The 14,726-nt window shown below is 32.1% G+C and carries 15 protein-coding genes; 4 read left to right on the top strand and 11 right to left on the bottom strand.

Translation table 11 applies throughout. The features are described from left to right. Positions 1-257 precede the first annotated feature (257 nt). The 3 genes from CN601_RS26155 to CN601_RS26145 form a co-directional block, all read right to left on the bottom strand. Entirely contained in the window at positions 258-1,175 is a 918-nt protein-coding gene (locus CN601_RS26155; RefSeq protein ID WP_098172833.1) for a DoxX-like family protein, read from the bottom strand. 239 nt (positions 1,176-1,414) lie between these two features. Continuing rightward, positions 1,415-2,506: an aldo/keto reductase gene (locus CN601_RS26150; protein ID WP_257131825.1), complete on the bottom strand. Its 1,092-nt coding sequence runs from the start codon at positions 2,504-2,506 to the stop codon at positions 1,415-1,417. Positions 2,507-2,807: 301 nt separating this feature from the next. Continuing rightward, the gene (locus CN601_RS26145; protein WP_142317441.1) at positions 2,808-3,269 is read right to left on the bottom strand and encodes a hypothetical protein; all 462 of its coding nucleotides are present in this window, start codon (positions 3,267-3,269) and stop codon (positions 2,808-2,810) included. A gap of 771 nt (positions 3,270-4,040) precedes the next feature. Between CN601_RS26145 and CN601_RS26135 the strand changes: the two genes are divergently transcribed. Next, complete coding sequence (locus CN601_RS26135) at positions 4,041-5,468, top strand: spore germination protein (protein ID WP_098172829.1); 1,428 nt, start codon at positions 4,041-4,043, stop codon at positions 5,466-5,468. Positions 5,469-5,825: 357 nt separating this feature from the next. Further along, positions 5,826-6,428: a hypothetical protein gene (locus tag CN601_RS26130; RefSeq protein ID WP_257131824.1), complete on the top strand. Its 603-nt coding sequence runs from the start codon at positions 5,826-5,828 to the stop codon at positions 6,426-6,428. A gap of 78 nt (positions 6,429-6,506) precedes the next feature. Here CN601_RS26130 and CN601_RS26125 read toward each other — a convergent pair whose 3' ends face one another. Together CN601_RS26125 and CN601_RS26120 are read right to left on the bottom strand one after the other, a co-directional pair. After that, complete coding sequence (locus CN601_RS26125; RefSeq protein ID WP_098172828.1) at positions 6,507-6,773, bottom strand: hypothetical protein; 267 nt, start codon at positions 6,771-6,773, stop codon at positions 6,507-6,509. Between the two features lie 263 nt (positions 6,774-7,036). Next, entirely contained in the window at positions 7,037-7,546 is a 510-nt protein-coding gene (locus CN601_RS26120) for a hypothetical protein (RefSeq protein ID WP_098172827.1), read from the bottom strand. Between the two features lie 952 nt (positions 7,547-8,498). On the opposite strand from CN601_RS26120, the gene CN601_RS26110 reads away from it, so the two are divergent. Then, positions 8,499-9,020, top strand: coding sequence for a GNAT family N-acetyltransferase (locus CN601_RS26110; protein WP_098172825.1), 522 nt, complete (start codon positions 8,499-8,501; stop codon positions 9,018-9,020). A 152-nt stretch (positions 9,021-9,172) separates the two neighbouring features. Here the strand turns inward: CN601_RS26110 and CN601_RS26105 are convergent, their stop codons facing one another. Next, positions 9,173-9,466 carry a hypothetical protein gene (locus CN601_RS26105; protein WP_098172824.1) on the bottom strand — a complete coding sequence of 98 codons (294 nt, stop codon included), beginning with the start codon at positions 9,464-9,466 and terminating at the stop codon, positions 9,173-9,175. 169 nt (positions 9,467-9,635) lie between these two features. Next, on the bottom strand, positions 9,636-10,112 hold the full coding sequence (locus CN601_RS26100; protein WP_098172823.1) for a hypothetical protein: 477 nt from the start codon (positions 10,110-10,112) through the stop codon (positions 9,636-9,638). A 310-nt stretch (positions 10,113-10,422) separates the two neighbouring features. Here CN601_RS26100 and CN601_RS26095 point away from each other — a divergent pair, with 310 nt between their 5' ends. Then, positions 10,423-10,962, top strand: coding sequence for a hypothetical protein (locus CN601_RS26095; protein WP_098172822.1), 540 nt, complete (start codon positions 10,423-10,425; stop codon positions 10,960-10,962). A 705-nt stretch (positions 10,963-11,667) separates the two neighbouring features. Here the strand turns inward: CN601_RS26095 and CN601_RS27775 are convergent. The 4 genes from CN601_RS27775 to ltrA form a co-directional block, all read right to left on the bottom strand. Next, entirely contained in the window at positions 11,668-11,790 is a 123-nt protein-coding gene (locus CN601_RS27775; RefSeq protein ID WP_257131823.1) for a hypothetical protein, read from the bottom strand. Further along, positions 11,769-12,362, bottom strand: coding sequence for a group-specific protein (locus CN601_RS26085; protein WP_098172820.1), 594 nt, complete (start codon positions 12,360-12,362; stop codon positions 11,769-11,771). The genes CN601_RS27775 and CN601_RS26085 overlap by 22 nt, the downstream gene beginning before the upstream one ends. A 265-nt stretch (positions 12,363-12,627) precedes the next feature. Next, positions 12,628-13,170, bottom strand: coding sequence for a tubby C-terminal domain-like protein (locus CN601_RS26080; protein ID WP_098172819.1), 543 nt, complete (start codon positions 13,168-13,170; stop codon positions 12,628-12,630). Between the two features lie 213 nt (positions 13,171-13,383). Continuing rightward, positions 13,384-14,685, bottom strand: coding sequence for a group II intron reverse transcriptase/maturase (ltrA, locus tag CN601_RS26075; RefSeq protein ID WP_098172818.1), 1,302 nt, complete (start codon positions 14,683-14,685; stop codon positions 13,384-13,386). Positions 14,686-14,726 lie beyond the last annotated feature (41 nt).

Below are 14,726 nucleotides of genomic sequence, written 5' to 3'. Positions count from 1 at the left end.
CAGTAAGGATGCTTTTTTATCTTATCGCCCTCTACTCGTAACTACCAGGACGCTATCCATTAGGTCAACCAGTCCATCCATATTTTATGTCATGACTTTTTCATTTTTGAATGGTAATATTTTTACACATTCAACCAAACTAAAATGATATCTTTCCTTTTTTACACAAACCAGAAATGACCGATCGATTATCGTTCAAATCGAATCGAAAGGATGAAGTCTTTGAAAATCCCTACCTAATATTTCTTGGTAGATTGTTAATATGAATCACCCTTTCTCGTACGCTTGCAATTTGTTGCCGTTGGCAAATCATTTGCAAGTAAAAAGCCAATAATGGAAAGGACCCAAAGACTAGCGTTAAATGTAACAGGATTAAACGGGTGAGATGCGATTGAGGGACTAGCAATTACTGCACTAATCGTTATTACTGGAAATACAATCATCTGCAATGCAAGTAAATGCCTTTTCTTACGATAAAGAAGCCAAATCACTGCAAATAAAATCTCGAGAACGCCTATTATTTCTACGCCCTTTACAGCAGCAGTCCCCTTAATGGAAGTTAAACTAGATAGCATGGATACTTCCTCAGGATGTTTAGCAATTATCTTCGGAAATAGCCCATGATAAAACCAAATAAAGAAAAAAAGCATAGTTATTATTGCATTACTTATAAAGCGTACATATTGTATTCGTGGCGATTCCCCCTTTTCAATCCAGCGTTTCAGCACATCAAAACTAAGAGCTGTTGCCCACCCCATGAGTGGCCGAAAAAAGATGTCTAAAAACCGTCCAAATAAACCAAAACGTACATCATAGTCATACAGGGTTAGAAATGTGGTGCCGTAATCTCTCGGTATATATTGCCAATATCCCTTTCCTTCACTAATTGGCGAAATTTTTTGTTCGGTACCAAAGTGAAGTGATGATGTCTTTGAACCATCATTTTTATTATGAGTACCGATACTTTTACCCCAACCAGCTACTTTTACACCACATCCCAATTTCGTTTCATATAAAAAAGACTGCGGAGCATCTTCTGATTCTTTAGGTAAGTAGGTTATTGAAGAAAAACGCAAATCCCATAGTTCATGTAGTTCAGGATTTTGAGTCATCCGCCATACTTCGTCTATAGATGCTTGAATGGGTATTTCCACATAGATTTCTTTGTTTTTCATACATGTCACCTCTAATAATAATGTAACATATGTTTTGATACATCATGCTAGAATTTGTGAAATGGGTGTAAGATTCATAGGCTTTCAAATTCACTTTCATTAATCTGGACCTTTTATTGAACAAACCAGCTAGGGATTATGTGCTAAAAGAAAAAACCTATATAAATACAGGGTTTTATCAAACTAGCACAACAATAGGACTACCTCAGTAGACCATCCTTGTTGAACTAAAGCGCTCGTTAGTTGAAAAACCATTTCTCCCGTGGTACTGGGTAGTATTCGCCGGCGACAAGCTCTGGAGGAACTGCTTCTTCAATTCGTAAAAGATCGTTTGAACTTAAGTTCAGTTCAACTGCACCTGTTGAATCCTGAAGTTGTGATCGCTTTCTAGCCCCAACCAATGGGATAACATCTTCACCCCGAGATAGTACCCATGCAATAGCAAGCTGTGCAACGGTTACTTGCTTTTCTCTAGCAATTTCATGCAAGGACCCTACAAGAGCTAAGTTCTTTTCAAGATTTTCACTGGTAAACCGCGGCCCATTTCCACGCTTATCATCCGAATCTAACACTCGATCTTTTGACCATGTACCACTAAGTAACCCTCTAGATAGGACACCGTAAGCTGAAAGCGAAATGTCTAATTCTCGTAAAGTAGGCAAAATATTTGTTTCAATGCCCCGATTAAATAGTGAGTATTCTATTTGCAACCAACTAATTGGATGTACAGCATGTGCGCGACGAATTGTATCCACTCCTACTTCAGAAAGACCAATATACCGCACATATCCCGCCTTTACCATATCGGCAATTGCACCAACCGTTTCTTCAATTGGTTCGTTTGGATCTAAACGGCATGGCTGATAAAGATCGATGTATTCCACACCTAGACGCAGTAGAGTATCCTCAAGGCAATTCTTTATTGCATGAGGTTGGTTATCTCCATTCCGATGATTCTTGCCCTGCGAGTGTAGCTTACCATCAAATTTCACTGAAATGAACGCATTGTCCCGGTGGATTCCTTGTAAAGCTTCACGTAGAAGTAATTCATTGTGTCCATCGCCATAGAAATCCCCTGTATCAAAGAGTGTAATGCCTTCATCAAGTGCAGCGTGAATCGTTGCAATGCTTTCGTTTCGATCAGCATTACCATATAACCAGGACATCCCCATACATCCAAGGCCAATCTCTGAAACCAGAGGACCATTATGACCAATTGCTCGCTTTTTCATTGGTATATTCCCCCTATCATCAGTTAAAAATATATGTGAATTTCCTCCACCGCATTCCAAGTGAACCAATCTGTTACCAGTTACGTTTTGAAAACCCACTCCTCATTACGTTTATCTTTATTTATTCTTTCTTAACTAAAATCAAAATTCCTTTATTTTATGATACTTATTGTTCAGCTAACCTGAATACTTCGGTTTAAGTACAAACCTTTACAATCTAAACAGATTACTGAACACAAGTTAAACACCACTCTTCCGCTAACCTATCATTTACTTAAACAAAAAAAGTCGCATTTGCGACTTGTGGTCTTATTGAACTAACGCGCTCGTTAGTTCAATAAGGAATATTAATCTTATTTATCTTATTAATACAAATCTTATGCGATTTGTATAATGTGTACTATTCATTATCCTTAATGTATATTTCCCAACATTTCATAATCTCTTTGTGCATTTTTCTAGGTTTTGAAATCATAAACCAGTAAATGCTGAAACATTTATTATAAGATTTCTTTCTGTGCCGAATCCTAATAGTTTCAACAACATCATTTTTTAAAAAAATATAAGTTATGTACATTGGATAACTTTGTTTTTTTATTTCTTCTATTTCTTGCCAAGAAATTTTATTCCCTTTAAAATTAATGACAACCCCTTCTTCATCGTAATATATTCCTTTACCATTAATTCTTGTTTTAAAAAACCAAATCCCACACGATATCCAAAACAATCCGAATAACAAATCAGCAAAAAAGTAAATGTCAATCGGTTGGTTCCCAATAGTTGAAATTAAATATGCTAATATTATCCCTCCAACAGTAAACAATAATAATATTAATAGCCATGATGACCTATATTTTTTCATTGGATAGTCCCCAAAATCAAATGTAATCTGACCAATAGCATCCTTCAAGATCTTCAACTAACGCGCTCGTTAGTTACATAAATTAAATCAATTATTTCTAGAAACAATGGAAAAACATTTTTAGAATTAAATACCTCTAAGATTGCATAAAAACTTTTAGCGTTTGTTTATTTAATAATTATTGAAAACAATATAAATAAACACCAAAAGCCACGGAATAGCAGTCATCCATTTTGAAATTTTCACATTAAATTTGCCCAGAAATCTCGCAAATAAGTCATCAATTAATAGATAAAAATTTATTATCAAAAACATTATTAATATCGTAATCCATAATGAATACTTGTGATGTAGTAATTCAATTCCAATAGAAATCGAAGGTACAAAAATTATCCCAGACAGTAATTCAGCTACGTCATACCGTCTAGGATTTTTTTTAGAAATCCACTTTCCATACTTCTTTAATAAAGACATTTCCCCAACACCCCAAATGTTACTATTCTCTCTCTAAATACTACATACTAAATTGGAAACATTTTTCTGCTAATTAAGTAATTCGCTAGTTACTTATCGAACTCCTTGTTCAACTAAACTGCCATTTACTTGAATAAGAATAAAGCTACCGAAGCAGCTTTAGGTTGTTCAACTAATGCAATGCGTTAGTTGCACAAGACGCTTCTCTTTAGTGTTTTTTAATTGTCTATTCTTTAAATTATTTATTCAAATTGGTTCATACTAATAATAAAATGAATAATAAAAGTAGGTGATAAGATGTATGCTACAAAAGATGCTGATTTTTCGTCAAAACTTGAACAAGTATTTCAATCAGCTGTTGATTTTCAAAAACGAATCGTGATTGAAAATGCCATTACTCTTTATTATCTTGAAACAATTGTTAAAACGGATGATATACAACGTTTTGTGATTGAACCACTCCAACAAAAATTGATAAACGATTACAAACATCCACTTTCGACAGGTAAAATACCATCCGTTATTTCTTCTTTGAGTTGCAAAGAAGTAAGCGATTATAATGAAGTTGAAGAAGGATTATTAGATGGCTTTACCTTTATTTGTTTAAAAGGAAAATCATCAGGGTTATTAGTCGCGACACAGGATTGGAAAGAAAGAAGCATTGAAGAAGTGTACGGCGAACGGTCCATAAAAGGACCGATTAATGGGTTTACTGAAAATATTCAAATCAATTTGAATATGCTAAGAAATACATTACGAACACCTGAGCTTGCAATTGAAACAAAAGCCTATGGCGAGAAGTCAAAAACTCTGATTTCAATTGTTTACCTTAAAGATACAGTTGACCAAGCGATTTTAAAAACGGTTAAAAATCGTATAGAGGATTTGTCAGTAAAGTATATTTTAGAATCGAGAGTTGTGCAAGATGCACTTGAAGGGAGACCGCCTACTTTTTTCAACTTATTAATGACAACTGATCGAGTCGAGCAAACATCATCATCGTTATTAGAAGGTAAGGTTGTTGTTTTCGTCGATCGGAATCCTCAAGCCATTATCGCTCCCTCTTTATTAGTAGATTTTGTTCAGTCAGCAGATGATTTTCATATGAAGTCAGTTCATATCTTAACTCGTCCATTACGAATAATTAGTTCTTCAATGGCATTCCTGTTGCCTGGTGTCTATGTCACACTTGCGAAATTTCATCAAAATGATTTCGGTCACAAATATGCAAAAATGCTGTTTAACGATAAAGAGATTTTACCAACATATATAGAAGTATTAATTTTAACCCTGCTTCTTAAAATCTTATTCGATTTAGGCAGCGCTGCTCCAAGGGGCACGGTAATTCTTCTTACATTTGTTGCAACTATTTCAATTGGTGAAACGTCGGTTTCGGCTAATTTAATCCATCCAGTTGGTTTGGTTGTTGCAAGTTTAAGTGCATTTCTTTCGTTTTCAATTGGACTAAGAGGCCAAGTAGCTGCAATGAATTACGTGCGATTTTTATACATTTTAGTAGGAAACTTTACCGATTTCAAAGGATTAATTGTTTTATCGACCGTTTTGATCCTCTATATTACTCAATTAAAATCGGTTGGTGTGCCATTTCTATCGCCATTTATTCCATTTCAACTAAACGAATTTCAAGATGTGTTTTTTCGTGAGAATTTACGAAAATTAAATAATAAAAACCATTCATTTCCAAATGTAAAAACAGATAAATAGTTAAGTAATTTACGTGAAAAACCTATTCAAGTTGAGTAGGTTCTTTGTTTTATTTCGGTTACTACTTATACAAGAACATATATGTTCGCCGAATTCTTGTTATAAAACAATTATAGCTAAAAATGTAACTTCCAAAGCTAGCAAGCATCGTTATGAAAAAACGTCTCCAAAGACACCTTGTTATGCAACTAATCTGCCATTTTGTTGAATAAAAAAAGTCACATCTGCGACTCGTGATCTTGTTCAACTAATGCTCTCGTTAGTTACATATGGGGTTGTTAGTTTTTTATTTCTATTTAAAATTATTATGAAACATGTTGGAAATACTACTCCTAGTTTACTGGAAGGAGATAACCAATGAGTTTAATCAAATCCCTTAGCTTTATGATGATTTTTGCGTTAATTTTTACATTCAATAGTAAAGTAGAATTTGTTACAGCATCTGATAAACCCAAACCCCTAGAAGAGTTTTATCCAGAGAGTGGTTACAAGACAATCGAAGCAGCTTCTGCTGAATTTGAAGATCACTTTAAACAACCACTCAAGTTACCACTAAGGGTTCCTCCCATTAGTTTTACACATTATTTCGGAAGATTTCAACAAACGAGCGATGGAATGAATGATCTTTTAGAAGTAGAGGTGAAAAATGATAAAGTACCCAAAAATCATTACATGATTGTTATTCGACCGATTGATCACAAAATAGACTTCAATGGAAGAACGATTCTTGGGACTTATCAATTAAAGAACGGAAAACCTGCGACCTTATACGAATTAGGTAGAATGAAGCATATTAATCGAAAAAGTAGCTATGACGGGTTTAATTTGTTGGTTTTCGAAAGAGAGAATTGGCAATATCAGTTAAGTATCGATCGAAGAGTAGCCAATATTGTTACGCCTGAAGTATTAGTTGAAATCGCAAATTCAATCGATTATCCAGCTGAGCGATCGATTGAATAAGAAAAAAGGAACTTCACATGAAACGAAGTTCCTTTTTTCTTTATGTAACTAAAGCATCATTTAGTTGCATAAGACTTTTTATTTAAGTAAGTAATGAATTATATCATTAACTAGATAAACAGCTAATACTGAGAAATAACCCATCCAAAAGTAATTTACTTTTAATCCTTTCTTATATCTCTTAAATAAGGATAGGATAATAAAAAATATGAGCAATAAAAGAATGAAAACATCCATCAGAAATGCTCCAAAAGGCATAGATGTTGCATCATTATGTGTAACGATACCGTTGATTAATGATAAAACTAAAATTAAAGTAAAAATAATCCCTATAATTTTTGCCACTTATCTCACTCCCGAAGGCATAGTTCATTTATATAGAATTATCACACAATAACCTATTATTGAATATTGGGGGAATATCGTCTTTTTTAGTGAGAATTTTTTATTATCCTAATGCAACTAATCTGCCATTTTGTTGAATAAAAAAATCGACTAAACAGTCGATCGTGTTGTTCAACTAATGCTCTCGTTTGTTTAAGTATTATACTTCACAAACTTATTATATAGAATCATACTTTTCTTGAAGAATGCTTCTATTTCCTCTTTTAATATATTTTGTAATTTATTATCCATTCTGTATGTGGTAAATAATTAACCTTAAAACGATGACCATCCATTTGTTCGATTGGGTACTTGGAGGAAGATTCTAAAGTTATTTTTTTATTATTAATTGTTACATCAAATTCACCCTCTAGTCGACCTGTTGAGGTTTCATCATTAGTTATTTTTGTTGCGATACCTTCCAGATGGGAGTAGTTTTTATTGATATATGCTGGTAAATCCATACAAAAAGAAACGGTTCCATATAAGGAAAATAATCCGACCACTAGAATAACAAGTCTATTAAACGAAATTGAAATATTTTCAAATTTTGAAGCAACATGATACTTTTTAAATCCTTTCCAGTTGTTTTTTACAGTTATAGCAAATAGCACACACGTCAAACCTGCTCCAGTTAATCCTATTCCGTATAAAAGGAATATATTTGCTTGAGAACCGATAAAAGTAGATATAAAAAAGAATACCGCAAGACCTATTAAAACTTGTGCTAGCATGAGTGGTGCCTCCTTTATAAAATTAATGTTTTAGGTTTTACCAAACACTGATTTACGTATTTTTTTATACGCTAATTAAACTTTCATTTAACTAAACTGCCATTATGTTGGATAAGAAAAAGCGATCTTCTATTGAAGTATCGCTGAGCGTTAGTTGCATAAGGAATCAATATTTATTTGTTTCCTAACCTCTCTGCAATTAGTTCCAAATAACCTATTATTATTATATATGTTTAGACACGATAATGACTCCAAATAAACAAAGGATAATAGTCAAGATTCGAATTACTAACATCATTCGCCTTGTTATTTTTTTTCGATAAATGAGACCAATTATATTAATCAGGACGATGATAAAGGTTATTAGAATAGAAATCAAAAAAACACTCCCACCTTTTTCAAACATCTGTTAAAAAAAGGTATACCACACGCTAACAACCGCCCCTAATATAAGTGTTGTAAGTATAAGTATAACTCTGAGAATTAAGGTAATTGTTATTCCTTTTGAATAATTAATATCTGGAAAAAACTTAAGAATAATACATGATAAGCTGAATAGTACTGCCTCAATTATAATAAGTACATCTTTAAGCTTTAACAAAATAATTTCCTCCGTAAAATATCCTCAAAAAACTTAGCAAATTATTACTAAGACATAAACTACTTCACTAATTATACCAATCAATTAAGTCTTTGTAATTTGGGGTAATTTCGCATTTTTTTCCACAAAATTAAATTGTTCTTATGCAACTAAACCGACATTATGTTGAATAAAAAAATCGACTATAAAGTCGATCATGTTGTTCAACTAAAGCGCTCGTTAGTTGCACAAGACTCAGGAGCTAAATGTTTAGCTCCTATTTAACTATCGAACAGTATAGTTGAAAAAGAGGGAAAAATTAATATCCATAGAATTACTTTACTAAAAATTTAAATGGAGGGGTTTAATATTATGAATATTAGGGAAGCAAAGTTGCTAGATGCCGAAGCAATAGCAAGAGTATATGTTGATAGTTGGAAAAGCACTTATAAAAACATAATTCCAGACTCTTATTTAGATAGGATGACTTACGAAAAAAGAATACCACAATGGATTAATAACATTTCAAGAGCTGATAATTATGTCTATGTTGCAGAAACTGACGATGGTGAAATAGTTGGATTTGCTGACGGAGGAAAACGGGAAACAAATCAATTCAAGAATTCGGGAGATTTAACCTCTATTTATATCTGTAAGGATTACCAGGGACAAGGAATAGGAAAAAAATTAGTCGAGAAATTGTTTGCAAAGCTAAAGGAACTGAGTTATCAAAGGATATTTGTTGAAGTATTAGATGACAATAAATCAAAATTTTTCTATGAAAAAATGGGTGCGGAATTTTACGAATTAACAACAACAGAAGTCCAAGGGAAAGAATTAGGCTTGGCGATTTATGAATGGAAAGATGTAAATTCGGTACTAATACCAAGCTGATAATTGAGTTGACATATAAAGTGAAGAGCAATGGGAACCGAATTCCATTGCTTTTTTTATTCCTAATTTAATTTTGATATTTTTGTTATTAAAGCTGCTTTATTTTGCCGTATCTGTTTGTAACAAATGCACGCGTTAGTTGTATAACTTTGTTATTTAATAATAATATAAAAAAATATACAAACTATTGGAATATTACTTATCCATTTTGGAATTTTCATATTAATATTCCCCAAAATTCTCCTCAATAAGTCATCTCCTAATTGAAATAAATTTAATGCCATAAACCCCATTAAGATACTAATCCATATTGAAAAATTATGAAGATATTTGGTTCCATATATAACCAAAGGTATAAAAATTACATAAGATAGTAATTCTGCTAGGTCATATTTTCTAACAGTGTCTTTAAATAGCCATTTTCCATATCTATTTAATAATGACATTTTCTAGCACCTCATATTTTATTTTTTACATTCTCATTTGAAAAAGACTACTGAATTGTATAATTCCATAGACGTTTTTTAAAATCCTTGTTCATCTAAAACTTTCGCTAGCACTTTAAAAAATCGACTCAGCAGTATATCTAGTTATTCAACTAGTGCGCTCGTTAGTTCAACAAGAAATAAGATAATTAATGAGACTTATAAGCTTGTGTTTCTCTATTCTTCTAGTTATTTCAGTTGGTACTATACATAAAATGAAGGCACTAATTTCAACTAGAAAAAAAGAAAAGAGATGAACTTTCATCAATCCATTAATAAAGTAAAACAATATAGACACTATTAGAAAAACGGTATAGACCAAATTGTTTAAAATATAGTGATAATTAAATTTACCAATTATTTCAGTGCTATTTCCATTTTGAATAATTTCTCCATAAAAACTGGGAGCACATAACCGTCCGTTCATTGGTAAACGTTTTAATGAAAAATGGTTATTCTTCATTTCCCCATAGTAAGTTTTTCCTTGTTCATTAAGTTTTTTATCCCATAATGAATCAACTGCTGCTGCTCTGTCTTTATATATTTTTAAAGAAAAGGTACTTCTAAGTTCATCAATAGATTTATTTGATTGAAATCTATACTCCAAGATGCTTCCCCCACATTACATTAATAATGAATTTAATTACCACTTAATTTCGCTTTAAAAACCTTAACTTCCTTCTTAACTCTCCTGTCTGGTATTAAATAATAGTCACAATCCGTGACTCATGAACTTCAACTAATGCGCCAGTTAGTTCAACAATGATTACCATAATAAAATTATGATTCTGCTATTTTAGGTGCGATTTTGTATGTTAAAAATTTTCTATTAAGAGTAACCAATATATGTTTAAGTGTGCTAAGTAAGGTTGTCCTGAATATACTTTATCAGAAAACTTAAAGGAGTGTATGAAAAATTGAAAAATAAAGGCATTTTAAAAATAGGACTAGCACTTCAAATATGTTTGCTTGTAACTACTGGATGTTCTTCAATAAATGATGTTTCAAACAAAGAAATAAGGAAAGTTTCAGACGAGGAAATATCAAAAAATACAAAAAATGGTGATTTTGAGATTATTGTAAATTCGCCGAAAACAGTAGCTAGAGGACAGATATTTACAATAGATAGTACCTTAAATTATTTAGGTGAAAAGGAATTTGATTTAAATCATAGTATAGGTTTTTTTCGTTATATCGTTACTGATAAATATGGTAAAGAAATCGATACACATATTCCAATAAGAGTAGATGATGATGTTAAGGTTGATTTCTATTCCGAAACCCGACCTCTCGGTTTTACTAAAGTAAATAAAGGGTTTACTTTTTCGAAATACTCATTTTTCAATTTAAAGAAGAAAGGTAACTATAAAATTACAGCAATCGCTCGATACAGTGATAAAGATATTCAAGCTTATAAAGAATTGAAAATAGCAGATTTAAATCTAACTGTAAATTAATTAACATTAGACAGATATGACTACAAAAATTAATTTATCATAAAAAAGTGGTGCTAATTCGATTGCGAATTGCACCACTTTTTATGTTCCTCAAAATTTCATCGCTCTAAGCTATTTCTTCTCGAACTAACGCTTTCGTTAGTTGAATAACTTAATGTAGAAGTATAGTAGCTATACAGAATGATATTACACCTAATGTTACCCAAAATGCTAACAGAGAAAAAAGCTTATACCACTTTTTTGTTAGTTCTTCTGTTGTAATTTGTTCTAAATTCTTAAGTGCCTTTCTAAATCTATATAACTTAAAAAGGGCTATTACATTACAGATAATACCTATTGCTAAAAATATAATCCATACCAATAAATCCACCTCTGTGACTCATGATTTTCAACTAACGCATGCGTTAGTTGAATAAGAATTTATCATCTTTAATAACGTAAAAAATTTAAAAATATAACATAGGTTGTAATTACAAGTGTTAAAATCGATGAAATTAGAGTCAATCTTGATAGTACAATATTCCCCTTTTTTTTCACAATATTAGAACTATATATTCCATTTAAACCCAAAATTAATAATATGATTTCAAACAACAAAAAATTCACTCCTTAATTACACCTATACTTTTGTAATGATTATATCTCAAGCATTCTCCTTTGTGACTTGGGGGAATTTCGCCTTTTTCCACAAAAAACAAATTTTTCTTAAGCAACTATTCTGTCATTTACTTCAATAAAAAAACGAGCTGCGAGCAAATCGTGATCTTCAACTAATGCATCAGTTAGTTCAATAAGGATAATAAGGTTTACAAGTTGTTCACACTCCAATTTATTACCTCTGCTTCAAGTACACTTACTTCTCCTAAGCTTAAAATGTGAGGAATAAATGGAAACATTCCGAACTTATTGCCTTTCAAATTTTCTTCCTCATAGTAATTTAGAGTATCTATTGGAAGCTCATTAATTTCTTCATATTCCTCAATATCTATTAAATGAACATCTTTGCTATTTATCTTAGCAGAAGGTCCTATATAATTATCTTTGCGGTATAAATAAACCACATTTATATTATTTACTAAGTTTTTAGTCGAGATTTTATAAAACATTAAATCTGTTTTTACTTTAACACCAACAGTTCTTAGGGCATCATAAACAAGATATGGATGTAAGGGTAAAAAATGAATGACGTCATTCCACAAGCAATTCAATTTTGGTATTTCTTTTTCCAAAAGTTTTGGTCGTTCAGGGTGGTCATAATATTTTTTTGCATACTGATTATATAATTCTGAATCCAAAAGCTTTATTTTATTTAATGGTATAAGTGTTTCTCCACTCATCTTTTTTGGAACTATATGATAAACGTATTTAATAAAATCTCCCCCTTTTTTCGTACATTTCATAATTCTGTTTTCAATTATATTACTCCTTCTTATGCAACTAAACTGCCATTTTGTTGAATAAAAAATGGACTGCCGAAGCAGCCCAGCGTAATACAACTAATGCATGCGTTAGTTGCATAAAGAATATAAAAAGTTAATCACTAAAGCCCCTAAATAAGGTCTCTAATTGTGGTCTTAATAGTACCCATCACTTATGAACTTATCTATCTCTACCGTACCATCATCCAATTACTTCCCAACGTTTATCTGGTAAGCAGATTGCCACCTACCTACCATAATAATAAAAAGTATGAAATAAAACGACTGCAAGTGGGGCAATTTCTTCTGATGACGCATTTACAATAATTTTATCAAATTCACTATTATCATCTGAATCAAATGGCATAGATACAGCAGCTACTTCTTTATTGTCGCATATTAAATGACCTACACCTTTAAAATCTTTTTTAAAAAAATATTCATTGTTAGAAATCATAAAAGTATACGATAATTCAGTTGAAAGTTCTCTATGTTTAGTAATTGGTATGGCTTGTCCAGATAAATGTTCAATTAAAATATAACGAAATCCTGGAAAAGCACAATTAATACTAAATAGAGTTTGACCATGAATATTCCTTATTTTGTAACAAAAAGGTAATCCACTATCTATTAATTCGTGAACTAAATTAGCAAAAAATCGATGCTTTTGTTTCTGTAAAATAAAAACAGATTCACCACTTTCGTTAATAATGGACATATCGTTAATTATTCGCTTTTCATAAAAAAAATCAAAATTATTTCTAGGTACTCTATAAAAAAAATGATGCATTTTTTCCTCCGCATGCTAGTTTTGACTGTTGTAAATCCATTATAAACTCTAATTCCTTATTGAACTATCTTGCTATTTTGTTGTAGAGTAGAGAACTGATTTCAAAGGGATAGCTCACGCTATCTCTTTTAGTTTCAGCTCCCCCTCATCAAACCGTACGTGAAGTTTTCCCTCATACGGCTTTCCGATGTTCTTCCTTCTTATGCTTTACGGTTAATTCCTTGCCAATTTCACAATTAAATGTTCAATCTCTCCTCGAATTCTCTTAAAGTTACCATGGTTATTAATGTTATTTCTCTTCTTGTTATAGAAAAGTGTGAGTCTTTCGAGCACATACCAGTCGATTATATTTAGCCATTTAGTTGCTTTCGAGGATATTTTGTAATAATTCTTAAAGCCTTGAAGCTTCTTATTTAATCCTTTTATTAGTTCTTTTATGTCTAAATACAATTTGTTTCTCGGTTCTGTATATGCTTTAATCTTTGCTCTCATCTTTTTCATGGCATTTTTCTTCGGAATGTGTGACATTGCGTAATAGGTTTTTCCACCCTTTAATAGAATCTTAAATTTTCGGTTGTGGTATCCTAAGAAATCAAAACCCTCTTTATTATCAAACAGATTAACTAACCTCGACTTATCACGATTAATTGTTAGATCCAATTTCCTCATGATTGCTTGTAATACTTGAGCACTCTCTAAAGCTTGCTGTTTTGTTTTAGTTAGTATCACTAGGTCGTCTGCGTAACGAATTAACTCTCCTAGATGATGGAATTTCTTCAACCAAAGCTTATCCAAAATATTCAAATAGATGTTTGCTAGTAATGGGGAAATTACTCCACCTTGCGGTGTGCCCGTAAGGGGATTTCTCAGTTTACCTTCCTCCATTATTCCTGCCTGTAACCATTTTCGGATTAACTTTAAAACTCGGCGGTCATTGATTTTCTGTTCAACTAGCTTCATCAGTTTATCTTGATTAATGTTATCAAAGTAGCCTTGGATATCGACGTCGACTACCCAAGAACTGTTTCTGCTTGCTTTCCTTATTTTCGCCATCGCTTGATGGGCGTTTCTCTTAGGACGGAATCCAAATGAACACTCTTGAAAATCAGCTTCAAAAATAGGTTCAATGACCATCTTTGTTGCCATTTGTACCACTCTGTCTTTTATGGTAGGAATCCCTAGAGGTCTTTTCTTTCCATCGTCTTTTGGAATATACGTCCTCAAAACTGGATTAGGATTGTAATTATTCTCTTTAAGCTGTGCATACAGTTCATTTAAGAATTTACTTTCTCCATATTTTGTAACGATCTCATCAATCGTTTGTCCGTCTATTCCTCCACTTCCTTTCTTTCTTTTTACACGTTTCCAAGCTTCCATTAGAATGTCAGGGCGATAGATTTTATCGTATAATGCATGAAATTTACGATTAGGTTTCTCCTTGGCACATAGATATAGTGTTTTCAAAAGTTCTTGAGCTTTTACATCGGTGTAGTTAGCTAGTTTTCTAGCATTCACTCACTCTTACCTCCTTCTAAATATAAATGTCAACCTAAGTA

The sequence above is a fragment of the Bacillus sp. AFS017336 genome, assembly GCF_002555445.1.
Classification (GTDB): Bacteria; Bacillota; Bacilli; order Bacillales; family Bacillaceae_G; genus Gottfriedia.
This window is presented reverse-complemented; position numbering and strand designations above follow the sequence as displayed.